The organism is Amycolatopsis bartoniae (assembly GCF_014191255.1).
Taxonomy (GTDB): domain Bacteria; phylum Actinomycetota; class Actinomycetes; order Mycobacteriales; family Pseudonocardiaceae; genus Amycolatopsis_E; species Amycolatopsis_E bartoniae.
The window spans coordinates 212,283-237,610 of sequence record NZ_JACHWH010000006.1 but is presented as its reverse complement, the minus strand read 5'-3'; the positions used below and the strand labels follow the sequence as shown (position 1 = coordinate 237,610).

Annotated in this window: 32 protein-coding genes; 10 read left to right on the top strand and 22 right to left on the bottom strand. The window is 72.5% G+C overall.

Translation table 11 applies throughout. From position 1 onward, the window contains the following. The first annotated feature begins 204 nt into the window (after positions 1 to 204). Positions 205 to 513, top strand: a complete 309-nt coding sequence (locus tag FHX82_RS26450; protein WP_145934329.1) for a hypothetical protein — start codon at positions 205 to 207, stop codon at positions 511 to 513. Positions 514 to 555: 42 nt separating this feature from the next. Here the strand turns inward: FHX82_RS26450 and FHX82_RS26445 are convergent, their stop codons facing one another. After that, positions 556 to 936 (bottom strand): hypothetical protein, encoded by a 381-nt coding sequence (locus FHX82_RS26445; protein ID WP_145934328.1) that lies wholly within the window; start codon positions 934 to 936, stop codon positions 556 to 558. 113 nt (positions 937 to 1,049) lie between these two features. Here FHX82_RS26445 and FHX82_RS26440 point away from each other — a divergent pair, with 113 nt between their 5' ends. Next, positions 1,050 to 2,501, top strand: a complete 1,452-nt coding sequence (locus FHX82_RS26440) for an amidase (RefSeq protein ID WP_145934327.1) — start codon at positions 1,050 to 1,052, stop codon at positions 2,499 to 2,501. 29 nt (positions 2,502 to 2,530) lie between these two features. Here FHX82_RS26440 and FHX82_RS26435 read toward each other — a convergent pair whose 3' ends face one another. The 5 genes from FHX82_RS26435 to FHX82_RS26415 all read right to left on the bottom strand — a co-directional run bounded on the left by FHX82_RS26435 (position 2,531) and on the right by FHX82_RS26415 (position 6,778). Next, entirely contained in the window at positions 2,531 to 3,295 is a 765-nt protein-coding gene (locus FHX82_RS26435) for a putative protein N(5)-glutamine methyltransferase (protein ID WP_183176848.1), read from the bottom strand. 3 nt (positions 3,296 to 3,298) lie between these two features. Beyond that, positions 3,299 to 4,444, bottom strand: a complete 1,146-nt coding sequence (locus tag FHX82_RS26430) for an FAD-dependent oxidoreductase (RefSeq protein ID WP_183176847.1) — start codon at positions 4,442 to 4,444, stop codon at positions 3,299 to 3,301. Positions 4,445 to 4,584: 140 nt separating this feature from the next. After that, entirely contained in the window at positions 4,585 to 5,811 is a 1,227-nt protein-coding gene (locus tag FHX82_RS26425; RefSeq protein WP_145934326.1) for an RNA polymerase sigma factor, read from the bottom strand. Between the two features lie 2 nt (positions 5,812 to 5,813). Continuing rightward, the gene (locus tag FHX82_RS26420; RefSeq protein ID WP_145934325.1) at positions 5,814 to 6,143 is read right to left on the bottom strand and encodes a YciI family protein; all 330 of its coding nucleotides are present in this window, start codon (positions 6,141 to 6,143) and stop codon (positions 5,814 to 5,816) included. A gap of 35 nt (positions 6,144 to 6,178) precedes the next feature. After that, positions 6,179 to 6,778: a dihydrofolate reductase family protein gene (locus FHX82_RS26415; RefSeq protein ID WP_145934324.1), complete on the bottom strand. Its 600-nt coding sequence runs from the start codon at positions 6,776 to 6,778 to the stop codon at positions 6,179 to 6,181. Between the two features lie 137 nt (positions 6,779 to 6,915). Between FHX82_RS26415 and FHX82_RS26410 the strand changes: the two genes are divergently transcribed. Both FHX82_RS26410 and FHX82_RS26405 read left to right on the top strand, forming a co-directional pair. Continuing rightward, on the top strand, positions 6,916 to 7,599 hold the full coding sequence (locus FHX82_RS26410; protein WP_145934323.1) for a FadR/GntR family transcriptional regulator: 684 nt from the start codon (positions 6,916 to 6,918) through the stop codon (positions 7,597 to 7,599). Further along, entirely contained in the window at positions 7,596 to 8,378 is a 783-nt protein-coding gene (locus FHX82_RS26405) for an ABC transporter ATP-binding protein (protein ID WP_145934322.1), read from the top strand. The genes FHX82_RS26410 and FHX82_RS26405 overlap by 4 nt, the downstream gene beginning before the upstream one ends. Before the next feature lie 128 nt (positions 8,379 to 8,506). Here the strand turns inward: FHX82_RS26405 and FHX82_RS26400 are convergent, their stop codons facing one another. After that, complete coding sequence (locus tag FHX82_RS26400; protein ID WP_145934321.1) at positions 8,507 to 8,848, bottom strand: YybH family protein; 342 nt, start codon at positions 8,846 to 8,848, stop codon at positions 8,507 to 8,509. Between the two features lie 71 nt (positions 8,849 to 8,919). Here FHX82_RS26400 and FHX82_RS26395 point away from each other — a divergent pair, with 71 nt between their 5' ends. After that, positions 8,920 to 9,798, top strand: coding sequence for a LysR family transcriptional regulator (locus tag FHX82_RS26395; protein ID WP_145934320.1), 879 nt, complete (start codon positions 8,920 to 8,922; stop codon positions 9,796 to 9,798). A gap of 59 nt (positions 9,799 to 9,857) precedes the next feature. On the opposite strand, the gene FHX82_RS26390 is transcribed toward FHX82_RS26395, so the two are convergent. After that, positions 9,858 to 10,904, bottom strand: a complete 1,047-nt coding sequence (locus FHX82_RS26390) for a coiled-coil domain-containing protein (RefSeq protein WP_145934319.1) — start codon at positions 10,902 to 10,904, stop codon at positions 9,858 to 9,860. A gap of 94 nt (positions 10,905 to 10,998) precedes the next feature. Between FHX82_RS26390 and FHX82_RS26385 the strand changes: the two genes are divergently transcribed. The 4 genes from FHX82_RS26385 to FHX82_RS26370 all read left to right on the top strand — a co-directional run bounded on the left by FHX82_RS26385 (position 10,999) and on the right by FHX82_RS26370 (position 14,855). After that, complete coding sequence (locus tag FHX82_RS26385; protein WP_145934318.1) at positions 10,999 to 12,063, top strand: tyrosine-type recombinase/integrase; 1,065 nt, start codon at positions 10,999 to 11,001, stop codon at positions 12,061 to 12,063. A gap of 126 nt (positions 12,064 to 12,189) precedes the next feature. Continuing rightward, a complete protein-coding gene (locus FHX82_RS26380; RefSeq protein ID WP_229880246.1) occupies positions 12,190 to 12,600 on the top strand; it encodes an STAS domain-containing protein in 411 nt (136 codons plus the stop codon). A 50-nt stretch (positions 12,601 to 12,650) separates the two neighbouring features. After that, positions 12,651 to 13,412: an SGNH/GDSL hydrolase family protein gene (locus FHX82_RS26375; protein ID WP_145934317.1), complete on the top strand. Its 762-nt coding sequence runs from the start codon at positions 12,651 to 12,653 to the stop codon at positions 13,410 to 13,412. A gap of 90 nt (positions 13,413 to 13,502) precedes the next feature. Then, positions 13,503 to 14,855 (top strand): MFS transporter, encoded by a 1,353-nt coding sequence (locus FHX82_RS26370; protein ID WP_145934316.1) that lies wholly within the window; start codon positions 13,503 to 13,505, stop codon positions 14,853 to 14,855. A gap of 50 nt (positions 14,856 to 14,905) precedes the next feature. Here FHX82_RS26370 and FHX82_RS26365 read toward each other — a convergent pair whose 3' ends face one another. The 4 genes from FHX82_RS26365 to FHX82_RS26350 form a co-directional block, all read right to left on the bottom strand. Then, positions 14,906 to 16,285, bottom strand: coding sequence for an SPFH domain-containing protein (locus FHX82_RS26365; RefSeq protein WP_411353381.1), 1,380 nt, complete (start codon positions 16,283 to 16,285; stop codon positions 14,906 to 14,908). 28 nt (positions 16,286 to 16,313) lie between these two features. Continuing rightward, positions 16,314 to 16,745 (bottom strand): NfeD family protein, encoded by a 432-nt coding sequence (locus FHX82_RS26360; protein ID WP_145934315.1) that lies wholly within the window; start codon positions 16,743 to 16,745, stop codon positions 16,314 to 16,316. 74 nt (positions 16,746 to 16,819) lie between these two features. Further along, positions 16,820 to 17,626, bottom strand: a complete 807-nt coding sequence (locus FHX82_RS26355) for a DUF3097 domain-containing protein (protein WP_145934314.1) — start codon at positions 17,624 to 17,626, stop codon at positions 16,820 to 16,822. A 26-nt stretch (positions 17,627 to 17,652) separates the two neighbouring features. Continuing rightward, a complete protein-coding gene (locus tag FHX82_RS26350) occupies positions 17,653 to 18,975 on the bottom strand; it encodes an MFS transporter (RefSeq protein ID WP_229880376.1) in 1,323 nt (440 codons plus the stop codon). Between the two features lie 210 nt (positions 18,976 to 19,185). Here FHX82_RS26350 and FHX82_RS26345 point away from each other — a divergent pair, with 210 nt between their 5' ends. After that, the gene (locus tag FHX82_RS26345; RefSeq protein ID WP_145934312.1) at positions 19,186 to 19,554 is read left to right on the top strand and encodes a winged helix-turn-helix transcriptional regulator; all 369 of its coding nucleotides are present in this window, start codon (positions 19,186 to 19,188) and stop codon (positions 19,552 to 19,554) included. Here FHX82_RS26345 and FHX82_RS26340 read toward each other — a convergent pair. The 10 genes from FHX82_RS26340 to FHX82_RS26295 are packed head-to-tail and all read right to left on the bottom strand — an operon-like array spanning position 19,551 to position 25,060. Then, entirely contained in the window at positions 19,551 to 21,098 is a 1,548-nt protein-coding gene (locus FHX82_RS26340) for a DUF6924 domain-containing protein (protein ID WP_145934311.1), read from the bottom strand. The genes FHX82_RS26345 and FHX82_RS26340 overlap by 4 nt on opposite strands. A gap of 45 nt (positions 21,099 to 21,143) precedes the next feature. Continuing rightward, positions 21,144 to 21,716: an Asp23/Gls24 family envelope stress response protein gene (locus tag FHX82_RS26335; protein WP_145934310.1), complete on the bottom strand. Its 573-nt coding sequence runs from the start codon at positions 21,714 to 21,716 to the stop codon at positions 21,144 to 21,146. Beyond that, positions 21,716 to 22,228 carry a DUF6286 domain-containing protein gene (locus FHX82_RS26330; protein ID WP_145934309.1) on the bottom strand — a complete coding sequence of 171 codons (513 nt, stop codon included), beginning with the start codon at positions 22,226 to 22,228 and terminating at the stop codon, positions 21,716 to 21,718. Before FHX82_RS26330 ends, FHX82_RS26335 begins: the two co-directional genes overlap by 1 nt. Then, complete coding sequence (locus FHX82_RS26325) at positions 22,225 to 22,593, bottom strand: Asp23/Gls24 family envelope stress response protein (protein ID WP_145934308.1); 369 nt, start codon at positions 22,591 to 22,593, stop codon at positions 22,225 to 22,227. Before FHX82_RS26325 ends, FHX82_RS26330 begins: the two co-directional genes overlap by 4 nt. Further along, positions 22,590 to 22,766 (bottom strand): hypothetical protein, encoded by a 177-nt coding sequence (locus FHX82_RS26320; RefSeq protein WP_183176846.1) that lies wholly within the window; start codon positions 22,764 to 22,766, stop codon positions 22,590 to 22,592. The genes FHX82_RS26325 and FHX82_RS26320 overlap by 4 nt, the downstream gene beginning before the upstream one ends. 3 nt (positions 22,767 to 22,769) lie before the next feature. Next, positions 22,770 to 23,228 carry an Asp23/Gls24 family envelope stress response protein gene (locus FHX82_RS26315; protein WP_145934307.1) on the bottom strand — a complete coding sequence of 153 codons (459 nt, stop codon included), beginning with the start codon at positions 23,226 to 23,228 and terminating at the stop codon, positions 22,770 to 22,772. A gap of 60 nt (positions 23,229 to 23,288) precedes the next feature. Next, positions 23,289 to 23,603, bottom strand: coding sequence for a hypothetical protein (locus tag FHX82_RS26310; RefSeq protein ID WP_145934306.1), 315 nt, complete (start codon positions 23,601 to 23,603; stop codon positions 23,289 to 23,291). Next, positions 23,600 to 23,971 (bottom strand): Asp23/Gls24 family envelope stress response protein, encoded by a 372-nt coding sequence (locus FHX82_RS26305; protein WP_145934305.1) that lies wholly within the window; start codon positions 23,969 to 23,971, stop codon positions 23,600 to 23,602. The genes FHX82_RS26310 and FHX82_RS26305 overlap by 4 nt, the downstream gene beginning before the upstream one ends. Beyond that, on the bottom strand, positions 23,964 to 24,512 hold the full coding sequence (locus tag FHX82_RS26300) for an Asp23/Gls24 family envelope stress response protein (protein ID WP_145934304.1): 549 nt from the start codon (positions 24,510 to 24,512) through the stop codon (positions 23,964 to 23,966). Before FHX82_RS26300 ends, FHX82_RS26305 begins: the two co-directional genes overlap by 8 nt. Continuing rightward, a complete protein-coding gene (locus FHX82_RS26295) occupies positions 24,503 to 25,060 on the bottom strand; it encodes an RNA polymerase sigma factor (RefSeq protein ID WP_145934362.1) in 558 nt (185 codons plus the stop codon). The genes FHX82_RS26300 and FHX82_RS26295 overlap by 10 nt, the downstream gene beginning before the upstream one ends. Between the last annotated feature and the right edge of the window lie 268 nt (positions 25,061 to 25,328).

The window sequence follows — 25,328 nt, the reverse complement described above, 5'->3', positions numbered from 1 at the left end:
GATCGACGTGGGGGTCTTGCGGGGCTGGCCACCGAGCGTCTCCTCGCCGTGCGCGGGTGATCGTCACCAGCGCGTCGGACGCCGAGTTGGCGGACGGCCAGTACGACCTCGCCGTGGCCGCGACGTCCGCGCGCTGGCTCGACCTCACACCGTGCTGCTGCCCAAGCTCCATCGTGCGCTCACACCCGGTGGCCACTTTGCGGTGTGGCGCGACGCGACGAGGGCACGGACCGCGGCGAGCTCGACACCGCGGGATGGGCGCGGCGGCTCACGGCGGGTGGCGAGTTCACGGTCGTCCACGTCGATGAGTTCCGGTGGAGCATCGACCTCGGCGCCGACGGGATCCACGACCTGTTCAGCACCTTCAGCGACTGGAGCGCACCGGAGGTCGGCGCAGCGGCGGAGGCGGTCCGGCAACTGGGCGGCACGGTCACCGAGCACTACGTGACCCCGCTGATCGTCCTCCGGCGCCACTACTCACCAAGTGCCGATAATGTACATTATGTTAAGTAGCGGTTCGGCAGTCCCGAGAGGGAGCTTCCCCCGGATGAACCTTCAGAAGCCGCCGAAGCCGCAACCGCCCACGCCGTAACTGCTGTGGTGTGCGGTGCCGTGGTTCGCCGCCGAGTGCGACGACCGCGTACTGGCGACGCCGGTCTCCTCGACCTTGGTGCGGGCCGGTGAGTGCCAGATGATCTTGCTCGCTTTCCGGCCTTCCGAACAGAACAGCGGCAACCTGCCGCCGAGCCCCTTCTCGTGTTCGGGCGTGAAGATGTAGAGATCCTTCAGATACCACCGCACGGCACCACGCTCGCGCAGCAACGGGCCGCCGGGCAGTAACCGCCGGCCGCACACCAGCCTCGCCGCCGCGTACAGATCCACCTCTTCCCGGCGCCAGTTGGTCCGCTCGCACTCGAATGCGGATTTCCGCGCCATGACGCCCACCTCGATCTGACCATAGGCCGCGGCGACCGGGCGCCGATACCGCTGTCCCGGTTGTGCAAATTGATATTTTATGGCCTTTTCCCGAGGCCGATACGGTCGGATTCATGACGTGGAACCTTCTGGCGGCCGAAGAACTCGTGACCGCCTTGCGGGCCGGTGAAGTCAGCTCTGCGGAGCTGACCGACGAGGCGATCGGCCGCATCGAGCGGGACGACAAGATGACCAACGCGATCTGCGTGCCGGACTTCGACCGTGCGCGGGCTGCCGCGCACGAGGCCGACCAGGCGCGCGCCCGCGGCGAGGACCGGCCGCTGCTCGGTGTTCCGGTGACGGTCAAGGAGTCCTACAACGTGGCCGGGCTGCCCACGACCTGGGGCATGCCGATGTACCGGGACTTCGTGCCCGCCGAGGACGCGGTGCAGGTGTCGCGGCTCAAGGCCGCCGGCGCGGTGGTGCTCGGCAAGACCAATGTGCCCTTGGGACTGCAGGATCTGCAGAGCTTCAACGAGATCTACGGCACCACCACCAACCCGTGGGCTCACGATCGCACGCCGGGCGGCTCCTCCGGCGGATCCGCGGCAGCTCTGGCGGCCGGCTTCGGCGCGTTGTCCATCGGCTCCGACCTCGGCGGTTCGCTGCGCACTCCCGCGCATTTCTGCGGTGTCTACGCGCACAAGCCGACACTCGGACTGGTCGCGCACCGCGGCATGGTCCCGCCGGCCACGCCGGCCCTGCCGGCCGACCTCGACCTGGCTGTGGTCGGCCCGATGGCGCGCACCGCCCGCGATCTCACGCTCCTGCTCGACGTCATGGCCGGGCCGGACCCGATGACGCTCGGCGTGGCGTACGAGTTGACCCTGCCGCCCGCCCGCCACGAGACCCTGAGCGAGTTCCGGGCCCTGGTCCTCGACGAGCATCCGTTCCTCCCGACCGGGGCCGCTGTGCGGACGGGCGTGAACCGGGTGGCCGAGGCGCTGGCCGACGGCGGCGCCCGCGTCGAACGGCACAGTCCACTGTTGCCCGACCTGACCGAAGCCGCGACCGTCTACACGCAGTTGATGTTCTCGGGTGCCGCCGCACGTTTTCCCGTCGAGGCGTACGAGCAGCTGCGGGCCCGCACCGCCGGACTGAGCGCGGACGACCAGAGTCTCGACGCGGCGCGGCTGCGCGGGATGGTGCTCAGCCACCGCGACTGGATCGAGGCGAACAACCGTCGCGAGCTCCACCGTCACGGCTGGCGCGAACTGTTCGCCGAGTTCGACGTCGTGGTGTGCCCGATCACGCCGACTCCCGCGTTCCCGCACGACCACGATCCCGACCTGCTCAACCGCCGAATCGACATCGACGGCGCCGAGTACCCGTTCTTCGACCAGCTCGTCTGGGCGGGGCTGGCCACCATGCCCGGCCTGCCCGCCACCGCCGTACCGGCGGGCCTGACCCCGGGCGGGCTGCCGGTGGGAGTGCAGCTCATCGGCCCGATGTTCGAGGACCGCACCCCGCTGCGGCTAGCCGAACTGCTCGAACAGGCCATCGGCGGCTTCCAGGCACCGAGTTAAAGCGTGCTACGGCATGTCGGGTCGATGCGTCAGGGCGTTGAGGTCCCGCGCACGACGGTTGCGCCGGTCTCCTCATCGCCGGTGATGTCCGGAGCCAGCCCCGCCTCGGCGAACACGGCGGCCGCGACGGGGGCCTGACGCTCGCTGGTCTCCACGAACAGGTGCCCTCCCGCCGTGAGCCAGCGGGACGCTTCGGCGGCGACCCGGCGCAGGACTTCGAGACCGTCGCCACCGCCGTCGAGGGCGACGCGGTGCTCGTGGTCCCGGGCCTCCGGAGGCATGGTGGCGATGGCTTCCGTTGGTACGTAAGGAACATTGGCGAGCAGCACGTCCACCCGGCCACGCAGGTCCGCGGGCAGCGGGGTGAAGAGGTCACCTTCGAACACCTGCCCGGGCACGTTCCGCCGCGCGCAGCGGACGGCGGCTGGATCGACGTCGGCGGCGTAGAGGGCTTTCACCCGCGTGGCCGCGGCGAAGGCCGCCCCGAGCGCGCCGGAGCCGCAGCAGAGGTCGAGCACCACCGGCTCCGGCGGGGCGCTCGCGAGCGCCTGCTCGACGAGGAACTCGGTCCGCCGCCGGGGCACGAACACCCCTGGCTCGACGGCGATGCGCAGCCCGCGGAACTCGGCCCACCCGAGAAGCTGCTCCAACGGCTCCCCCGCGACCCGGCGCGCCACGAGCGCCGACAGCTCGTCCGGATCGGCCGTCGCCTCGACGAGCAGCCGCGCCTCGTCCTCGGCGAAGACACATCCGGCGGCGCGCAGCGTGGCGACGATGTCAGCGGTGGGAAGCACGGGTCACTGTAGCGCCGCCGCCGGCAACGGGTTCTGCGCCATGCGCTGCTCACCGATCCGGGCGGCTTCGCGCACGACGCGGAACCCGTACGCCGTCATGTCACGCTCATAGCGGGAGAGCGCCTCGTCGAGATCGCTGTCCCCGGCGGCGACGGTACGCAGCGCCCGGCCGAGCAGGGCCGCGTCGCGCATGGCGAGGTTGGCGCCGCGTCCGAGGGTGGGCGTCATCGCGTGCACGGCGTCGCCGAGCAGGGTGACGTTGGTCGGCGCGTCGAGCGTGCCGGGCACGCTGGTGTCCATGCGAACCGGGAAGAACGTCCCGGGATCCCCCTGGCGGACGAGGTCGGCGGCGCCGCCGGGCCAGTCGGCCAGTGCGCGCGCCGCGAGTTCGCGGAGGTCGTTCCCGGAGCGGCCGGCGGTCCCGGGGAAGAACTCGTGGCGTCCGCCGACGACGCACACCACGTAGTCGTCCTGCTCGTGGCGCGAGGGAAACAGCACCGAGCCCAGCCCCAGGAACACCTTCCGGTGGTCGGACGCGATGGCGAAGATGTCGTCGAGGACCTCCGCGGGCACTCGCGGCCGGGCGACGTCGAGGGGCAGCCGTCCGTAGATCGCGGTGATGCCCGCGTCCACAGTGGACAGGTGTGGCGCCCGCCGGGCACGGACGGCGGAGCGGATGCCGTCCGCACCGACCAGCACGTCGCCGTGGGCGGTGCTGCCGTCGCCGAAGTACGCGGTGACACCGGCCGAGGTGCTTTCGTAACGCTCCAGCCTCTTGCCGAAGTGGAGGACGTCGTCGAGGCCGGTCAGGAGGATCCGCCGCAGCGTGGCGCGGTCCACGTTCGCGTGCACGTCCCCGGCGGCGGGCAGGCGCCGGGCGACAGTCAGGTCGGTGTCGAGGATCGTGGTGAAGGGTTCGGTGAAGTACGAGGTGGCCTCGAACAGTGCCACCAGGTGCGGCGGAAGGACCTCCCGGACGGCGTTGACGGCGTCGGCGTCGAGGTGGAGCCGGTAACCCTGGGGGCGCTCCCAGGGGCTGCGGTCACGTTCGAAGACGGCGACGTCGATTCCACCGGCCCGCAGGGACTGGGCGAGGGTGAGGCCGCCGAGGCCAGAGCCGATGATCAGTACGGTGCCGGGTGCGGGCATGCTGGGTCCTTTGCTGGATCGCTCGAACAAAGGACGCACCGGTGGCCCGCGGGGGCACTCGTACGGGCGCCGGAGACCGGCACCGCCCGGACTACCCACCGGGCTGTGGCTTTCGTACGTCGCCACCGATGTTAGCCGCTCTACGCCAGCTGGTCGCGACGGCGGGTCAGGTACGCGACCTCCGCGGTGTTGCCCGCCAGCTCGATGGCCTTGTCGTACGCCGCGCGCGAGTCCTGGCCGCGGCCCAGCCGGCGCAGCAGATCGGCGCGAGTGGCGTGGTAGGCGTGATAACCGGCCAGCTTCGGCTCAAGGCGGTCGACGACCGCCAGCGCCACCTCCGGGCCGTCGAGCTCGGCGACGGCGATGGCCCGGTTGAGGGCGACGACCGGGGAGGCGTCGAGGCGGGCGAGCTGATCGTAGAGGGCGAGGACCTGGGACCAGTCGGTGTCGCGGATGTCGCGGGCGGAGGTGTGCACGGCGTTGATCGCGGCGAGGATCTGGTAGCGGCCCGGAGGTACTCCGGCGGCCAGGCGCTCACGCACCAGCCGGTGGCCTTCCGCGATCAGCGTCGTGTCCCAGGCCCCGCGGTCCTGCTCGTCGAGGGCGACCAGTTCACCGTGGGCCGACACCCTGGCGGGACGGCGGGCCTCGATGAGCAGCATCAACGCCAGCAGCCCGGCCACCTCACCGTCCTGCGGCAGCAGGGCGCGGACCAGGCGGGTGAGCCGGATCGCCTCGGCGGTCAGGTCCTGGCGCACGGGATCGGTGCCGGGGCCGGACGCCAGGTAGCCCTCGTTGAACACGAGAAACAACACCGTCAGGACACCGGCGACCCGGGCCGGGAGATCCTCGGCGGACGGCACCCGGTACGGGATCCGCGCCGCCTTGATCTTGGCCTTCGCGCGGGTGATCCGCTGCCCCATGGCGCTCTCGGCCACCAGGAAGGCGCGCGCGATCTCCGGCACGGTCAGCCCGCCGACCAAGCGCAGGGTCAGCGCCACGCGGGTGGGCATCGCCAGTGCCGGGTGACAGCAGGTGAAGACCAGCCGGAGCCGGTCGTCGTCGAGGGCACCGGGAGGCTCGCGTGGAGTGTGGTCGTGCACCAGCTGAGCCTCCTTGTGCTTGTCGTCGCGCTTGGTCTCGCGCCGGATCCGGTCGATGGCCTTGCGGGTGGCGGTGGTGGTCAGCCAGGCCCCGGGGTTCGGGGGCACGCCCTCGGCGGGCCACCGCTCGACGGCGGTCGCGAACGCCTCGGCCGCCGCCTCCTCGGCGATGTCGAGGTCCCCGAAACGCCTGGTCAGGGCGGCGACGACCCGGGCCCACTCCTCGTGGTGGGCCCGGGTGACCGCGTCGCGGACGTCGGCCACGGTCACTCGGCCCGGAACGGCCGCACCTCGACCTTCCGGTTGCACGCCTTCGACCCGTCGGCGGCGAGCGCGAGCGCCACGTCCAGGTCGGGGGCCTCGATGACCCAGAAGCCGGCGAGGTACTCCTTGGACTCCAGGAACGGGCCGTCGATGACCAGCGCGTCCTCGCCCCGGTTGTCGATGACGGTGGCCGCGTCGGGCGCGGCGAGACCGCCGGCGAAGACCCAGTTGCCCCCGGTCTGGAGCCGCTCGTTGAACACGTCGATCGCGGCGTGCTCGTCCGCGGTGGCGAGGCTCGGCTGGTCGTGGATCACGGAAACCAGGTACTGCATCGGAAAATCCCCTCCTGTGAACAGCGTGGTTCGGGTCAGGCCGTGGCGTAGTGCGGGCGCCCGGCGGGCCGGAAGACCTGGGTCGTCACGCCCTTCGCGTCGACCCGCGACTCGACCAGGTCGAGCGCGAGATCCGGGCCGGTTTCCGGGAACAGCCGCGCGCCCTGGCCGAGGACCACCGGGACCACGATCAGGGTCAGCTCGTCGACCAGGCCGTTCGCCAGCAGCCACCGGGTCAGCGTGCCGCTGCCGTGCACCTGCAGCTCACCCCCGGGCTCGGCCTTCAGCTCACGGACGGCCGCCGCGAGGTCACCACCGAGGACGGTCGTGTTCTGCCACCTCGGCGCGGTGAGCGTAGTCGATGCCACGTACTTGGGGGCCTCGTTCAGCGCCACGCCGACCGGATGCGTGCTGGGCCCCCAGGCGCCGGCGAACAACTCGTAGGTGCGGCGGCCGAACAGGAACGCGTCGGCGCGCTGGTAGGTCCGCGTGATGAGCGTCCTGGTCTCGTCGTCGCCCGCGCCCAAGGCCCAGCCGCCGCGCTCGAAACCGTTCCTGCGGTCCTCCTCCGACGCGGCGCCGTTGCCCTGCACCACTCCGTCGAGGGTGATCTGGGTCATCGTGGTCAGCTTCATCGTGGTTTCCCTTGCCTCGGTGCCGCCCCTCGCGGGCGGCCTCACCCCTGCTACGAACGCCATCGCCCCGATCCGACACCGCAAGCCGGGAAACCTAGTCCTCAGACCTCTGCGGACCGCGTGCTAGCGTGCCCGTCGTGACTGTTCTGCGACACGGCCCCGTCGTTCCGCAGGTGGAGAGCCTGCTGCGCGACCGGCTCCGCGAGGGGTACTGGAAACCGGGCGAACGGCTGCCCAACGAGGTGCGGCTCGCCGCCGAGCTCGGGGTCGGCCGCTCCTCCGTGCGCGAGGCCGTGCGGCTGCTGGCGCGGGACGGGCTGCTCGACGTGCGGCACGGCTCGGGCACCTTCGTCGCCGAGCCGCCTGCCGGCTCCCCCGACGTACGCGGCCTGCTGCGCCGGGCGCGGCTGTTGGAGGTCTACGAGGTCCGGCGCGCGCTGGAGGTCGAGGCGGCCCGCCTCGCCGCGCAGCGCGTGCGGCCCGAGGACGTGGCGCGGCTGCGGTCCGGGCTGCGCCGCCGCCAGGAGCTGCTGGACGCCGACCCGGCCGAGTTCGTCGCCGCCGACCTGGAGTTCCACCGGTCGATCGTGGCGCTGGCGGGCAACGCGCTGCTGGCCGACCTGTTCGCCGCCGCGCAGCCGGTGCTGCACGACGCGATCACCGAGATGTTCCGGCACGAGACCCCGCTGCCGGACGTGTCCGACGCCCACACCGACCTGCTCGACGCGCTCGAGCGCGGGGACGCCGACGCGGCGGCCGCCGCCACCGTCGCCCACCTCGACGCCATCGTCTCCGAGCTGCGATCGGGGGTGGCGCAGTGACCGCGGTTCTGGTGGCCGACGAAGTGGACCTGGTCCGCGACGGCAACTACCTGCTCAGCTCGGTCTCGCTGACCGTCCGCGAGGGCGAGCACTGGGCCTTGCTGGGCGGCAACGGCGCCGGCAAGAGCACGCTGATGAGCCTGCTCGGTGCCCGTGCGCACCCCACCCGCGGCACCGTCGACGTGCTGGGCCACCGTCTCGGCCGCGTGGACATGCGCAGCCTGCGGGCGGAGATCGGGCACGTCGACCCGCGCCATCCCCTGCGCACGCCGCTGCGGGTGCGTGACGTCGTGCTCACCGGCTTGACCAACACCACCGAGTTCGTGCCGCGTTGGTCGCCTGCCCCGGAGCAGGTCGAGCAGGCCGAGGAGCTGATCGGGATGCTCGGCCTGAGCACCCGCCGCGACGCGCTGTGGCCCGTGCTGTCCCAGGGCGAACGCGGCCGGGCCCTCATCGCACGGGCGCTGATGCCGCGACCGCGGTTGCTGCTGCTCGACGAGCCCGCCACCGGCCTCGACCTCGCGGCCCGCGAGCAGCTGCTGACCAGCCTCGACACGCTGCGTCGCCGGCATCCCGCGCTCGCGACCGTGCTCGTGACGCACCATCTGGAGGAGCTGCCGGAGAGCACGACCCACGCGCTGCTGCTGCGCGAGGGCCGCGCGCTCGCGGCGGGCCCGGTCGCGGACGTGCTCACCAGCGACCAGGTGACGAAGTGCTTCGACCACCCGGTGCGGATCAGCAGGGAGGACGGCCGCTGGTCGGCCCGGGCCGACCGCTGAGCCACGCCGGTCAGTGTGTCGTCGTCCACGACGTGACCGCGACCGTCGAGGTCCTTCCCGTCACCGAGTCCACACGGCTCTGGACCGGCTCGCTGCGGCCGATGTCCGGTACCGGATCGTCCTCGGACTCAGCCCGACTCCGGGCGGTCGATGATGCGCAGCCACGTGCCATCCGCCTGGCGGCGCGCCACCTGCACCCGGCCGCCCGTGCCGTCGGCGGGGCGGGTCGAGGTCAGGGCCAGATCACCGTGGCGCACGGTCGGCAGCGGCTCCTCGACGGTGAACCGGGGAGCCTGCTCCAGCATCCGCTCGAACACCGCCCGGATCGCCGGGCGGCCCACGGTGACCGACCCCGGCGGATAGGCGAGGACGGCGTCGGGTTCGTACAGCTCGGCGAGCCCGGCGGCGTCACGGGCGTTGGCCCGCTCGACGAACAGGCGGGCGAGGTCTTCGGGTTCCTTGGCGCTCATGCCTCCCAGCGTGGCGCGCGGCCTGTCAGAAGTCCAAGAGCTGGTTCTGCTGACTCCTATAATCATCGCTTATGGAACTGCGTCAGCTGGAGTACTTCGTCGCGGTCGCCGAGGAGCGCAACTTCACGCGCGCCGCGGAGCGGGTGCACGTGGCCCAGCCTGGCGTGAGTGCGCAGATCCGGCGGCTCGAACGGGAGCTGGGCCAGGAGCTGCTGGACCGGTCCGGGCGCGGGGTGCGCCTGACCGACGCCGGATCCGCCGTACTCCCCTACGCCCGTGCGGCGCTCGCGGCCGTCGCGGGAGCGCGGGCGGCGGTCGACGAGCTGACCGGATTGCTGCGCGGGCGGGTCGCGGTCGGCATGGTCACCTCGCACAACGTCGACCTGCCCGGGCTGCTCGCCGCGTTCCACCGGGACCACCCCGGAGTCGAGGTCACGCTCACCGAGGCCGGGTCGGCCCAGCTGGTCGAGGGCCTGCGTGACGGCACTCTCGACGCCGCGCTCGTTTCCGCCGGTCCCGAGCCGCCGCCTGGTCTCGGCTTCGTCGTGGTGACGGACGAGGCGATCACCGCCGCCGTCGCGCCGGACCACGAGCTCGCCGGGCTGGCCGAGATCCCGCTCGCGGAGCTGCGGGACCGGCCGCTGATCAGCCTGCCGCCCGGCACCGGCATCCGCTCCCACCTCGAACACGCCTGCGCGGCCGCGGGTTTCCGGCCGCGCATCGTCTGCGAAGCGGGCGATCCCTCGGTGCTGGCGCAGTTCGCCGCACACGGGCTGGGGGTGGCGATCCTGCCCGACTCGCTCGCCCGCTCCCGCCCCGGACTGCATCCGCTGGCGATCGTGGCTCCGCGGCTACGGGGTCGGCTCGTCTTCGCCTGGCGCACCGACGGGCCCGTCAGTCCCGCCGCCCGCGCCCTGCTCGACCGGGCGCGCAGCCTGCTCGACGGCTAGCGCGAGTAGTCCCGCTACGGGACCGACTGAGGTTCACGCTGGCGGTCCCGCCGATCTCGCTACGGGGCCGACTCATCTTCGCCTGACGCCACGACGCTCCCACTGCTTGCCTCCTGCTCGACCGGGCGCGAGGCCTGCTCGGCGGCTAGCGCGAGCAGCCGCGCCTGGACCTCGGCCAGTTCCGCACGCGTGGTCTGCAGGACCTTCTCGGTCTCCTCGGCGCGGGCTTCGGCGACCCGGCGCGCGGTGTGCTCGTCGGCGAGCCGAGCCAGTGCCTGCTCACGTTCGGCTCTCTGGGCGTCGGCCACCGCGCGGGCGTCGGCGGTCTCGCGGCGGGCGTGCTCGACCGACTGCTCGGCGGCGGTCTGCTGAGCCCGCGAGGTCGCCAGGCGCTCGCTGAGGACCACCAGCTCGGCCGTGCTCTCCCGCAGCTGGGTCCGGCTGTCCTCCAGCTCGCGGGCGAGCTGGGCACGCGCGGTCCGCAGCTCGTCCAGCCCCGCGCGGGCGGCACGCAGCTCCTCGGCCAGCTCGTTCCGTGCCTGCTCCGCCGCTTGCCGGGCGGCTTCCGCGGCACCCTTCGCACGTTCGTGTTCCGCGACCTGCGCCCACGCCTCCCGCTTCTCCCGCTCAGCCTCGGCCGCCGCCCGCTCCGCGAGCTTCTCCGCCTCGGCACGAGCCGCGCGATCGTCGCGGGACTGCATCAGTGCCTGGTTCCGCGCCCGTTCCGCCTGGTCAGCGCGCTGCGCCGACTCCTCGGCCTCCGCGCGGGCGGCACGAGCGTCCTCCTCCGCCTGGCGCACCTGGGAGAGCGACCCCCGCTCGGCCTCCTCCAGGCGCGCCCGCAGCTCGGCGAAGGAGTCCAGCAGGGGCTGCACGACCGGCCCGAGCGCCTCGGTGACCCGGCGCATCTCCACGAGCGGGTCCACGATCACCGCCGTCTGCGCCGCCCGCCGCGCGCGGGACGCCGCGTCGGCGTGCCCCTTGCAGCAGTACGACGAGGGGCGCCCGCCCTTCCGGCGCCCGTGCTCGTCCACCGCCGGAGGCGGCAGCGGGTTGTCACAGCCCTCCAGGGCGCAGATCTGGCCCTCGACCAGCACGTTTTCCATACCCCTAGTTTCGCGTACGCGATAGTAAAACCAGTTGCGCGACACGCGTTACTGCTCAACATTTTCGCGACAATGTTCCGTGATAATCACAGTTATGACGGAGCTTGTCCCGATGGGGAGCCCTGGAAGCGATCTCGCGGAGGCGGTGGCGCTGTTGCCCGCGCTGCCGCCCGCCGATCCGGGAGACCGGTACGCGATTCGTCACGTGACGGTGCTGTGGCTGAAGGCGGACAAGAGCGAGCACACGCAACGCGCCTACTACGCGGACCTCGCGGGCTGGCTCTCGTGGTGCCAGCGGACCGGGCTCGACCCGCTGCAGGCGCGGCGGGCGGACGTCGACGCGTGGAAGCTGACCCTCACCGTCACCGGGCCGGACGGCGTGCCGCGGCCCGCGGCGCCTTCGACGGTGGCACGCACCCTCGCCGGGGTGTCCAGCTGGTACCGGTACCTGCAGTCGAACGACGTCACCGAGCGCAACCCGGTCGCCGCCGCCGGGCGGCCCAAGCGCGAGCGGACCTCTCCCCTGCCCGCACTGGACGAGAAGGCCACCGCGACCCTGCTCGACCACGTCGAGCGCCGCGCCCGCCGCGCCGGCACGGAGACGTCCTGGCGCGACGCCGCGCTGGTGGCCCTGCTCTTCTACACCGGACTGCGCGTCTCGGGCATCACCAGCGCCCAGGTCGACGACCTCGACACCGACTCCGGCCACACGATCCTGCGCTACCGCGCCAAGGGCGGACGGCGTGACTTCGTGCCGCTGGTGGCCCCCGCGCTGCGCCCGCTGCGCGAGTACCTCCGGCTCCGCGCCGAACGCGAAGAGCCTTCGGGTCCGCTGCTGGCCACCATCCCGCACCCCTACGACCGGACGAAGCCGGGCGGGAAACCGTTGCGGCAGCGCGACGTCTGGCAAACCCTGCGCAAGCTCGCCACCGAAGCCGGCATCCCCGGCGCCGCGGGGATCAGCCCGCACACCGCCCGCCGCACCACCGGCACGCTGCTGCTCGCGCACGACGTGCCGGTGCAGAAGGTGCAGGACCTGCTGGGGCACGCCGACATCCGCACCACCCGCGACCACTACGACGCGCACCGGCACAAGCTCGACAGCTCCCCGGTGCACACGCTGGCGCAGATCCTCGCCGACCGCCGGGGTGAGAACTGAACCGGAACAGGCGAAACACCACCTGCCCGGCGAGCCGGACTGGACTAGACTGCCGGCAACGGTTAAGCCGGTAGCCGCCACCCAAGCCGTACCCCGCCCGCTTCCCGGGCGGAGGCTGGAGGCGAAGTGACCACCGCAGATGCGTTCTCCTCCCCGCGGACTGGGCCGTCCGTGCCCCGCCAGCGCCAGGCGCCCTTCGCCGCCCCCGGGTCCTCACTGCGGGTATGCGTCGAACGACCGGGCCCGCACACCGCCGTCGTCCACGTCCGGGGCGAAGTGGACAGTGCGAGTGCGCCGAAGCTCACCGAGGTGCTCGTCGCCCGGCTGCGCGGCACCCTGCGCACCCTCGTGGTGGACCTGTCCGAAGTGGACTTCCTCGGCGCCGCCGGGCTTTCCACGCTGCTGTACGCGGACCTGCTGGCCCGCCAGGTCGGCATCGAGCTGTGCGTGGTCACCGGAGGCAACCGGTGGGCCGTCCGCGCGCTGACCGTCACGGGCATCGACCAGCGGCTCGCGGTCAGGGAGCACGCCGGCTGAAGCACCCGGCGGTGCCGGGGCCGCAAGGGCGGGCACCTAGAGTAGCCGGCATGAGCAAGCGCTTAGTGGCCCTCGGCGACTCCTTCACCGAGGGCGTCGGCGACGACGACCCGGCCCGCCCGAACGGGGTGCGCGGCTGGGCCGACCGGGTGGCCGAGGTCCTCGCCACCCGTGAGCCGGACTTCCGCTACGCCAACCTCGCGATCCGCGGCAGGCTGCTCGGCCAGGTGCTGTCCGAGCAGCTCGAACCCGCGCTCGCCATGGAGCCGGACCTGGTCACGCTCTACGCCGGCGGCAACGACCTGATGCGCCCCAAGGTGGACATCGACGCGCTCGCCGACGAGTACGACAAGGCCGTCGCCCGGCTCGCCGAGACCGGCGCCACGGTCGTGCTGTTCACCGGCGTCGACGGCGTCGAGGACCCGCTGTTCCGCCGGATGCGCGGGCGCACCGCGATCTACAACGAGCACGCCCGGGTCATCGCCGCCCGCCACGGCGCCCGCGTCGTGGACATGTGGGCCATGCGGCAGCTGCGGGACCGGCGGATGTGGTCCGCCGACCGGCTGCACCTCAACGCCCTCGGGCACACCGAGGTCGCGATCAGCGTGCTCGACGTCCTCGGGGTGCCGCACGAGCTGACCCGCAATGTCCTCGGCCCGCGTCCCTCGGTGGACCGCCGGCGTCAGCGCGCGGAGGACCTGCGGTGGGCCCGCGAGCACGCGCTGCCGTGGGTGGGCCGGCGCCTGCGCGGCGAGTCCTCCGGCGACGCGCTCAACCCGAAACGGCCGGTCCTGGCACCGGTGGACGACTGAACGGGAACTGATCGTCCGCGCGGTCTGGACTTCGCCCGTTTCGTCCGCGATCGTTGCCTGCAGTGTGATGCCAGTCACTGGAGGCCCAGGATGGTTCTCGGACGCAACGAAGCGCACAAGGTCATCGACAGCCAGGCCACCGAGCAGCGGACCCAGGTCCGCCGTGCCGCCGTCGCCAGCGCGATCGGCACGACGATCGAGTGGTACGACTTCTTCCTCTACAACACCGCCGCCGCACTGATCTTCCCCCAGCTGTTCTTCCCCGCGTCGAGCAGCTACGCCGGTGCGATGCAGTCGTTCGCCACCTACGCCGTCGGGTTCGCCGCCCGGCCGGTCGGCGCGGCGATCTTCGGCCACTGGGGTGACCGCATCGGCCGCAAGGCCACCCTGGTGATCACCCTGCTGTTCATGGGGCTCGCCTCCGCGCTGGTCGGCGTGCTGCCCGGCGCGGGCAGCATCGGCGTCGCGGCGCCGCTGCTGCTGGTCGCGCTGCGGCTGGTGCAGGGCCTCGCGATCGGCGGCGAGTGGAGCGGTTCGGTGCTGCTGGCCATGGAGTGGGGCGACCAGCGCCGCCGCGGCCTGCTCGCCAGCTTCGCCCAGATCGGTGTGCCGTGCGGCCTCGTGCTCGGCACCGGCGGGATGACGCTGCTGTCCGCCGTGCTCAGCGACGCGGCGTTCGACGCGTGGGGCTGGCGGATCCCGTTCCTGCTCAGCTTCGTGCTCGTGGCCATCGGGCTGGTGATCCGGCTGCGGATACTGGAGACCCCGATGTTCGCGGCGATCGTGGCGCGCCAGCAGACCGCGCGGAACCCCGTCGGCGAGGCGATCCGCCACCACTGGCGGGAGATCCTGCTCTCGGCCGGGCTGCGCTTCAGCGAGCAGATGCCGTTCTACCTGTTCACCAGCTACGTGCTGGTGTACGTGGTGGCGCAGCACCACTACTCGAAGACGTTCGTGCTCAACGCCGTGCTCGTCGCCGCCGCGCTGGAACTGGTGGCCATCCCGTTCTTCTCCCAGCTGTCCGACCGGATCGGCCGCAAGTGGGTCTACCTCACCGGCGCGGTGCTGACCGGGGTGCTGGCGTTCCCGTACTTCGCGGTGCTCAAGGGCGGCGGGCACGTCGCGATCTTCATCGTGGTGATCGCGTCGCTCATCGCGCACGCGCTGCAGTACGGACCGCAGGCGGCGTTCATCGGCGAGAGCTTCCCGACGCACCTGCGCTACGGCGGCGCCGGGCTGGGCTACCAGCTCGCGTCGGTCTTCGCCGGCGGGCCCGCGCCGCTGCTGGCGACGTGGCTGCTGGCGGTGACCGGTACGCCGTACTCGATCTCGGCGTACATCGTGCTGTCGGTGCTGGTGACCTGCCTGTGCGGCTGGCTGATCACCGACCGCTCCCGCGCCGACATCGCCGACCACGGCACGTACGCGCGGCGCAGGGCGTGAAAAAGCCCGTCCCCTCCGGACGGGTTCCGGAGGGGACGGGCGGTAAGCGCTTACTGCCTCGGGTACTGGCCGCCCTGCGGCGGCTGCTGCGTGGGATACGGGCTGATCGGCGGGGTGTTGTAGTGCTGCCCCGGCTGGCGCAGCGGCAGCCCCTGCTGCGGCCCGGTCGGCGGGCCCGCCTGCTGCTGGGGAGCCGCCGGGGGCTGCTGCGCGGCCTGCGGCGGCGCCGGGGGCGGCGAGTCGACCGGCGCGTCGTGGGGCTCCTCCTCGGCCAGGCTGCCGCCGCGCGGCAGGTCCGGCGCCGGGGTCGCGGGCTGGGTGCCCAGCGGTCCCGGCACCTCCTGGCGCGCCACCTTCTCCGCCTCGCGCACCGCCTCGGCGATCCGCGGGTCGGTGGAGGTGTCGAACCACGAGGCCACGTCGTCGTCCTCCAGGCTCGGCGGCTGCACGTCCTCCTCGGCGGGCGGTTCGTAGCGGAACACCCCGTCGCTGTCCTGCTTGCCGAATGCGCGGGCGAACTGCTGCAGCGCGTTGCCGTAGTCACTCGGCACCAGCCACACCTTGTTCGCGTCGCCCTGCGCCATCTGCGGCAGCGTCTGCAGGTACTGGTAGGCCAGCACCTCCGGCGTCGGGCGGCCCGCCTTCACCGCGGCGAACACCTTCTCGATCGCCTTCGCCTGGCCCTGCGCCTGCAGGTAGCGCGCCGCGCGTTCACCCTGTGCGCGCAGGATCCGCGACTGCCGGTCGGCCTCCGCCGCCATGATCGTGGCCTGCTTCTGGCCCTCCGCGGCGAGGATCTGCGACTGCTTCTGCCCCTCCGCCGTCTTGATCGAGGCCTCCCGCTGGCCCTCGGCGTTGAGGATCATCGCGCGCTTCTCCCGGTCCGCGCGCATCTGCTTCTCCATCGAGTCCTGGATGGACGGTGGCGGGTCGATCGCCTTCAGCTCGACCCGCGCGACGCGGATGCCCCACCGGCCGGTGGCGTCATCCAGCACGCCGCGCAGCTGGCTGTTGATCTGGTCGCGCGAGGTCAGCGCCTGCTCCAGCGTCATGCCACCGACCACGTTGCGCAGGGTGGTGGTGGTCAGCTGCTCCACGCCCACGATGTAGTTCGAGATCTCGTACACGGCGGCGCGGGAGTCGGTCACCTGGAAGTAGACGACGGTGTCGATCGAGACCGTCAGGTTGTCCTCGGTGATCACCGGCTGCGGCGGGAACGACACCACCTGCTCGCGCAGGTCGATCCGCGCCCGCACCCGGTCCAGGAACGGCACCAGGAAGTTCAGGCCGGGCGACGCGACGGTGCGGAAGCGGCCCAGCCGCTCGATGACGGCGGACTGGGCCTGCGGGACCACCATGATCGCCTTCGCGATCGTGACGATCACGAACAGGGCGATGACCGCGACAACTATGATCGCTGCGGTTCCCAAGTTCTCTCCCCGGGTGCTGTGGGTTGGCTCAAATCTCCGGTGACACCACGGCCGTGGCGCCCGTTATCTGTACCACGGTCACTTTCGTGCCGGGCTCGATCAGCTCTCCTTCGGCGAGGCTGCGGGCCGACCAGACGTCTCCGCCGAGCCGGACCTGCCCGTGGTGGCCGTCGACGGCGGCGACCACCACGCCGTGCGTGCCGATCAGCGCCTCCGGCCCCATCTTGATGTCGGGCGTGTTCAGGAACCGCCGCTTGAGCGCCGGGCGGGCCAGCCACAGCAGCGCCGTGGAGGCGACCGCGAACACGATCACGTCGATGACCGGGTTGCCGGTGACCGCGGCCGAGGCGGCACCGAGCAGCGCGCCACCGCCGAGCATCAGCAGCACGAAGTCGCCGGAGACGACCTCGGCGACCATGAGCACGATGCCCGCGACGAGCCAGATCAGCGCCGGTGTCATGCACCTCATCGTGGCAGAAAGTGACCGGTCGCAGCCAGTGCACACGCGAATTGGCCCGCGTCGGACCAGCGGGATCAGCCTTCCGGATCGGTGACGAAGTCGATCAGCCGCTCGACCGCCCCGATCAGCGGGGTCTCCAGGTCCCGGAAACTCGACACCGCGCCGAGCACGCGCTGCCACCCCTCGTACGGCTCGCCCCAGCCGAGCGCGGCGCAGATGCCTTCCTTCCACGGCACGCTGCGCGGCACCGACGGCCACGCGGAGATGCCGACGGCGGCGGGTTTGACGGCCTGCCAGATGTCGACGTAGGGGTGCCCGGTGACCAGCACATGCTCGTCGGAAACCGCTTCCACGATCCGCGACTCCTTGCTGCCGGCGACGAGGTGGTCCACCAGTACGCCGAGCCTGCGCCCCGGGCCGGTGCCGAACTCGTCGATGCGCTCGGCCAGCACGTCGACGCCGTCGAGCGGCTCCACCACGACGCCCTCGACACGCAGATCGTGCCCCCACACGCGTTCGACGAGCTCCGCGTCGTGCTTGCCCTCCACCCAGATGCGCGAGTCGCGCGCGGTGCGGGCCCGCAGGCCCGCCACTCGCACCGACCCGGACGCGGACACCGTCCGGGTGGGCTTGGCGGCGGCTTTCGGCGGCACCAGCGTCACCGGCTTGCCTTCGAGCAGGAACCCGGCCGGGACGAGCGGGAACACGCGGTGGCGGCCCCGGCGGTCTTCGAGCACCACGGTGCCGTGCTCCAGCCGCACCACCGCGCCGCAGAACCCGCTGGCCGGGTCCTCCACCACGAGCCCCGGCTCCGCCGCGACCTCGGGGATCTTGCGCCTGCGCGGTCCGGCGAGGACGTCGTCATAGGAATGGGAGCGCACGAGCGGGGACGGTAACGCCGGACTCCTCACCGCGTCGCGCCGCCACGCCGGGGAGTGAACACGAACGCCGCCAGTACCGCCGCGGCCGCGACGAGCCCCGCGGCGACGAGGAAAGCCAGGTGGTATCCGGCGGTAAGCGCTTTCCCAGGAGACAGCCCGGGCAGGGCTTCGGTGCGGGCGGCGGCGACCACGGCGAGCGCGGACAGCCCGAGCGCACCGCCGACCTGCTGGGTCGTGTTGAACACCCCCGAAGCCAGGCCGGTGTCCTCGGGCCGCGCGTCGCGCATGCCGAGCGCGATGAGCGCCGGCATCGCCAGCCCGAAGCCGGTTCCGAGCAGGAGCATCGCGGGCAGCAGATCCGTGGCGAACCGGCCGTCGACCGGGACGCGAGCCAGCAGGAGCAGGCCGCCGGTCATCAGCACGAGCCCGCCCAGCAGCACGGCGCGTTCGCCGAAGCGGGCGGTCACGCGGGCCGACACCGCGATCGAGACCGCGGCGATGGCGGCGGCGACCGGCACCATCGCCAGTCCGGTGTCCTGCGCGGCGTAGCCGAGCACCTGCCGCAGGTACAGCACGACGAGGAACTGGAAGGCGAAGCACGCGGCGATCAGCAGCACCTGCACGACGTTGGCGCCCGCCAGGGTGCGCGAGGCGAACAGCCGCAGCGGCAGCAGCGGGCGCGCGGCCTTCGCCTGGCGCACCAGGAATCCCGCGAGCAGCAGCACCGACACCCCGCCCGCGGCGGGAGCGAGCTCGACGATCGCGTACACGCCGAGCATCAGCGCGGCGGTGACCAGCACGGCACCGAGCACGTCGGCACCGCCGCGCAGGCCCGTGCCGGTGTCGCGGTCGAGCAACCGCAGGGCCGCGAGCCCGGCGACGACGCCGATCGGCAGGTTGATCAGGAAGATCCAGTGCCAGCTGACGGCCGCGGTGAGCACGCCGCCGGTGACGCTGCCGATCGTGCCGCCCGCGGCCTGCACGAAGCTGAACGCGCCGATCGCCTTGGCGCGCTCACGGGTGCCGGGGAACAGCGCGACGATCATGCCGAGCACCACGGCGGACGAGGCGGCGCCACCGATGCCCTGCACGAACCGGGCGGCGACGAGCACCCCGGCGTCCGGGGCGAGCCCGCACAGCAGGGACGCGACGGTGAACACGGCCAGCCCGGCGAGGAAGACGCGGCGGCGCCCGAGCAGGTCCCCGAGGCGGCCGGTGAGCAGCAGCAGTCCGCCGAACGCGACCAGGTAGGCGTTGATCACCCAGGCGAGGCCGGTGGGGGTGAAGCCGAGGTCGTCGCGGATGGACGGCAGCGCGACGTTCACGATCGTCTGGTCGAGCACGATCATCAGCGTCTGCGCGCACAGCACCGTGAGCGCGAGCCAGCGGCGCCGGTCGGTGTGGGGCACGGTGGGCAGCACCTGGACCTCCAAGAGGGCACGATCTGTAACAGTGCTCATCGTGTGTGCCCGTGGGTGCTTCGGGAAGAAGGCAGATCGGTGTGCCAGTGGCACACGGAGGTAACCGTCCAGGTCCGGTGTGCGCGGTACGGTCGGGGTGTGACGGACCTTTCCACCGCGCAGCACACCGAGGCCTGCCCGATCGCCGAGGTGCTCGACCACGTCGCCGGCAAGTGGAGCATCGGGATCCTCGTCGCGGCCGCGCACGGCCCGGTGCGCTTCACCGAGCTGGAGCGCACGGTGGAGGGCATCAGCCGGCGCATGCTGACGCTGAACCTGCGCAAGCTCGAACGCGACGGCCTGCTGGTGCGCACGGTGTACCCGACGGTGCCGCCGAAGGTCGAGTACACGCTCACCGACATGGCCCGCGAGCTGTACACGTCGCTCACGGGCCTGCTGTCCTGGGCCGAACGCCACCGCTCGGACATCGCCGTCGCGCGAGCGGCCTACGACGCGGCGAGCGTCTAGTCCGCAGTGGAGGTTCGGAGCACGTCGTCGGGGTCGGCCGAGCGGCTGAAGTCCTCCCAGTCCATGTTGGCGGTCGAGAGCTGGATTTCCACGTCCAGCACCGCCCGCGGAGTGGCGCGGAAGGATCGTGGCCGGTCGCGTTCCGGGTCGATCTCCACGACGAGGACGGGATGCTCCGGGGAGGCGAGTGTGATCGCGTCCACCACGAGGAGGCGCCCGTGTCCGGTGTGTGACAGCAGGGTCGCGAGCTCTTCGCCCGTCCACCCCGCGAACTCGGGTAGGGCAACCACAGTGGCGTCGAGAACGACCTCGTCATCCCAGTATTCGCGGGGTGTGGTGAGGTCACGCCGCGCGGTCTCCCAGGCGTGGTCGTCGGAGAAGTCGGTGCGCACGACCGGGGTGGAGTCGGCGTTGAGCAGCATCTCCAGGGCAGTGGGGGTGATCGTGCGCGGGGCGGCCGTCACGATTTCGTCGCGGTCGCCGATCACGTGCTGGCCTTCGCGCCACACCACCGTGCCGTCCTGGGCGCAGAGCCGGACTTCTCCGCCCGGTACCACGACGAGGTGGTCTCCCGGACCGGCCAGTTGTTCGAGAACGCTGCCGTCGTCGGCCCGGATCTGCAGGAATCCTTCCTCGTCGAGGGCCAGGCTGCTGTCTGCGGCGCGGGAGTCGGGCGCGCACCACACCTGTATCCCGTCGGCGCGGAACAGTCTCGTTCCTTCGCCGTTGCCGTCACCGGCTCGGTGGTACAGGACCGTGCCACCGTCGGCGGAGGTCAGGGATTGGTTGCGGAGCTGCTGACCGCGTCGGAGGACGGCGCCGCGTGCCGGAACGTGCCCGGCCGCTGTGCAGGGTGCGTGGTGGTCGATCCGCCAGACGGCTTTTCCTGCGGCGTCCAGCAGGGCAAAGGTGCCGTCGTCGCGGACGGCGAGCCGCTCCACGCCCGCGTCGGCGGTGTCCGAGTGCCAGACGGGGGCGCCACACGAGGTGCGCAGCACGAGGTCGCCACGCAGGGTCAGGTCGACCCAGCTGTCGTCGACCCAACTCGTGCCGGTCGCCCACACCGCAGTGCCGGTGCCGTTGCAGTAGAGCACCAGGTTTCCGTCGTCGTGGTGCAACAGGGTGTGCGAGCCCGACGGGGAAGTCAGGGACTGCAGCCGCAGCCGGGACCCCAAGCCCATCTCAGGTCCGCCGTAGTCGTACGACACAGCCGGTGGGGGCGTCACTGTCGTACTGGCCGAGCTCTCACGCCACAGCATGTTCCCGGCCTCGTCGACCAAGCAGAGATGACGGGCCGTGCCCTGTCTGGTCGGCACCCGCTGCCAGGTCAGCACCGTGTTGTCCTGCTCCAGCCACCGCGCCAGCGGTGGGCTGAGGAAGAAGTGTCCCCACGAGGTGCTGACCCGAAGCGAACCATCCGGCTCACGGGTGACGGTGTCCGTCTCCACGCCCTTGGAGCGGCTGCGGTAGAGGTAGCGTTCGACGGTGATGTCGGCGGCCGGCGCGAAGCCCTTGAACGGCTGCGCGGTCGATGATTCCTGCACGGTGCGACCCTAGCCACCTCCCGCTCCAGGCCGTATTCCGGCGACCTAACGCACCCGCGTCCCCGGCTGGTCGGCGAAGCGGAACTCCACCACGGTCGGCAGCGCGTCGAGGTCCAGGGCCTGCTTGAGCCGCGCCACGCCGTCGTCCGCGATGCGCTCTCGCAGCTGGGCCAGGTCTGCTTCCGGGCCGGCCGTGACGGTCACCAGCAGCGTCGGGGCGTCCTGCGTGCCCGACAGCGTCGCGTCGGCCGACTCCACGCCCGGGTACTGGGCGACCTCGTCGGCGAACGGGCCGGTGGCCAGGCCGCCGTCGAGCCGGGTCACACCTTCGGCCGCCACGCTCTCCCACCGCCACGTCGTGGTCTTCGGGCGCCGCAACGCCTGCGCCCCGAGCCACCGCAGGAACAGCAGGCCCAGCACGACCGCCGCGACGATCACCACGTACAGCACCCAGGTCGGCGGCAGCTGCGTGCCCGGCACCAGCGGCCGGTCGCGGTCCAGCAGCGGCAGCCACCCGTAGGCGGTGGTGATCGCGAACGCCCCCGCGGCCAGCAACAGCAGCCCCGTGAGGGCGAGCAGTGTGCGGTTGAGCCGGGCGGGCCGGTTGAGACTGGCCATCAGGAGATCCTCACCCTCGTGCTCGGCCGCACCGCCGGGCCGATGCGGTCGAGCTGGTCCTCCAGCGCGGCCCGCACCCGCTCGGCCAGGTCCTCCGACGCGAGCCGCGTGGCGGCGACCCTCGCGGTGACCTTCTTGCGCCGCAGCTTGAGCTTCGCGCTGTCCACGCCCTCGACCGACTCCGCGGCCGAGCGCAGCACCGCCGCCATGCTGCGGGCGCCCGCCCCGGCCGGTACCCGCTCGTCGCCCAGGGGCAGCACGAGCGCGCGGCCCGGCAGCAGCGCCCCGGCGAGCAGGAGCAGTCCCAGCGCGGCGAGTACGCCACCGCCGATGACGACCGGCAAGTCGCTCCATTGTGTACGGTGCGCGAAACCGGCGGCGCGGGCGTAGTCCAGCACCGGGGACTTGTGCAGCAGCAGCTGCACGGCACTGGTCGCGACGAGCGCGCACAGCGCGAGCCCCACGAGCGCGACGACGGTGGCGGGCAGGCTGCGACGGGACCGGCGGATCACCGCACCCGCCTCCCCGCCGCCCGGTCGCCGCGCAGCGCGGTGACGGTGACGTCGACGCGGTCCACGGTCAGCCCGGTCAGCTCCCCGACGTCGCGGGTGAGCTGTGCCCGGGCCGCTTCCGTGGTCCGCGCGACCGACGCCGGATAGGGCACCGACAGCTCGACGTCCAGCGTCACGTGCTCGTGCCGGACGGTGGCGGCGACCTTGGGCGCCTCGTCGTCGGCGACGGTGACGCCCAACAGCCGGCGCGCGGTGCCGCCGACGTCCTCCATGTCCACCACCAGCCGCGTCGCGATCCGCTGGACCGCCCGCTCGCTGACGGTGGTGGTGCCCCGTGCCGCGGGCGGGAGGCCGGTGACGGTCATCGCCGGTCCCGCCCCATCAGCTGCGACAGGTCGAGCTTGCCTTCGAGCGCGCGGCCCGCGAGCAGGCCGAGCCCGCCGAGCACGGCGACGACGACGAAGGCACCAAAGCCGCCGAACGCGGCGGCCAGGCCCAGCACGAGCCCGGTGAGCAGGCCCAGGACGGTCGGGCTCATGGTCTACTCCACCCGCCCGGTGACCGGGACCTCGGCGGCGTCGTCCTCGGGCAGGTGCACGTCGTTGACGACGATGTTGACCTCGACGACCTCCAGCCCGGTCATCTGCTCGATCGCGGTGATGGTGTTGGTGCGCACGGCGCGCGCGAGGTCGGCGATGGACACGCCGTACTCGACGACGAGCTGCAGGTCCACCGCGGCCTGCTTCTCCCCCACCTCGACCGACACGCCCTGCCCGGCGCTGGCGTTGGCTCCCGGGATGCGCTCGCGCAGCGCGCCGAACGCCCGGGTCACACCGCCGCCCAGGTCGTACACGCCGGCGATCTCGCGCGCGGCCAGCCCGGCGATCTTCTGCACGACGGTACTGGCGATCGTGGTGGTGCCGTGGCTGGTGACCAGCGGGGTGCTGGTCTCCGAGCGGGTCACCGTGGTGGCACGGCTTTCTTCGGTGCTCGCGGCCATGTCGGCCCTCCTTCTCGTGTTCGGGTGTGCTACCGGAAAGACACGGGGAACGGGAGAAACTCACGCACCGGTTCGGGGCGGTTTCGTGAACGCGGCACCGTCCACATCGGTCACGACGAGCCGTACGTGCGCGCCGGCGTACGGCGTGCCGACGAGTGCCTTCGCCACCGCTTCGGCGGCTTCGGCGAGCCGGGGCGGCAGCGGCAGCGCGGTCGCGACGAGCCGGATCTGCACCAGTTCGGTGTCCGCGTCAATGGCGAGCGCGTCGAGGTTGCGCCCTGGCACGGTGCGCATCAGCGGTGGCGCCGGGCGCAACCCGTCTATTGTGGACAGTGCGGTGAGCAGCCGGGCGACCAGCTCCGCGCGGGCGGTCACCGGACACCTCCCGGTTCGATGTCGAGCACGGCCACCGACACCTCCGCGACGTCGAGGCCGGTGTCACGGCGGACCGCGCCCCGCACCTCGCGCTGCACCCGGCGGGCGACGGCCGCGGCCTGGGTGTGCCCGGCGGTGGCGATGCCGAGCCGGACCTTGACCGCGTCCCCGGCCGGCTCGACCAGCACACCCTCCGCGGGCGCCGGGGTGAGGCCCTTGACCTGCTGCCACCTCGCCCGTCCCCACTCCCGCACGAGCCGGCCGACCCCGGTTTCGAGCCGGACGACGCCGGGCGTGCGGCGCGCGGCGTCGGCGGCGACCGCCGCCACCACCGGCTCCTCGACGATCCACTCGATGTCCCTACTCATGGAGATCCGCCACCTCGATGTCGAGTCGCCCCAGGCGCAGGCCGACACTGGCCGCGCACGCGCCGCGGAGGCGTTCCCGCAGGGCCGCCAGCAGCTCGGCCAGGTCGTCGCGGTAGGCCACCGTGACGGTCAGCTCCGCGTGCAGCACCGTCTCGCCGTCGTCGTCGCGGCCGAGGGCGTGCACACGGCAGCGACGGGCCCGCACGCCGTCGAGCTCGTCGGCGGCGTAGCGCAGCACCACGGCGACGGCCTGCTCGCTCAGCACCAGCTCGCCGGGTTCGTCAGCGCGCACGGGCAGCATGTCGCCGCGGCGGCGCACCTCGGCGCGGACCGCGGCCATGATCCGGTCGGTCAGGTCGCGGCGGGGCTCGGGCCGCTCGGCGGTCAGCTCCGCCGTCGCGTCGCGCAGCGCCCGCAGGCTCCCGCGGGCGGTCGAGCAGTGCGGGCAGCCCCGCTGGTGCTCGTCGGGCGCGTCGAGGTGCTGCCACACCTGGTCCAGCGACCGCCCGCACGGCAGGTCGTAGCTCGTCTCTACTGCCATGGCCGCATCACCTCCGCCAGCTGGGCGCGGGCACGGGCGATGCGCCCGCGGACCGCCGTGGTCGAACCGTCCACCGCCGCCGCGATCTCCTCGTAGGTCCGGCCGTGGACCTCCCGCAGCAGCCAGCAGGCCCGCTGCTCGGGGGTGAGCGTCCGCAGCGCCTCGGTGAGCGCCGCGAGCTGAGCGCTGATCTCGACTGCGTGCTCGGGCCGGGCGTCGCCGCGGGGGGTCTCGGTGGTGTCGGGATCGACGTCGGCGACGGGGCGCCGCGCGCGGATCGCGTTGAGGCACCGGTTGGTCGTGGTCCGGTACAGCCAGCCCACGAACGCCGCGTCCTGCCGCAGCTGCGGCAGGCGCCGCCAGGCGGTGAGGAACACGTCCTGCACCACGTCCTCGGCGTCGCCCGCGCTGGCGAGCATGCGCAGCGCGAGCCGGTACATCGGGCCCTGGTACCGGCGCACCAGCTCCTCGTAGGCGCGGATGTCGCCGTCGCGCGCCCTGGCCACCAGGGTCGCGTCGTCCAGCGACGGCTCCGCCGCCTTGGCCATCGCGGTCACTCGCACCCCCACTCGTCGATGCCCTTCGGTATGCCAGACACCCGCCGCCGCGCAACGTCACGCGGCGGATACCGGTAGTTCGAGTGAACACGCTCACCGGATTGGCGGCAGCGCTAGGAACGGGCGGCACCGGGTCGATGGCCGCCATCAGCCCGGCGGGCTCGAACATCTGCCGCACGCCGTCACCCAGCGAGGGCAGGTCCACCAAGCCGGGCAGCTCGTCGCACCACGGGGCCACTCCGGGCCGAAGCGGGCCACC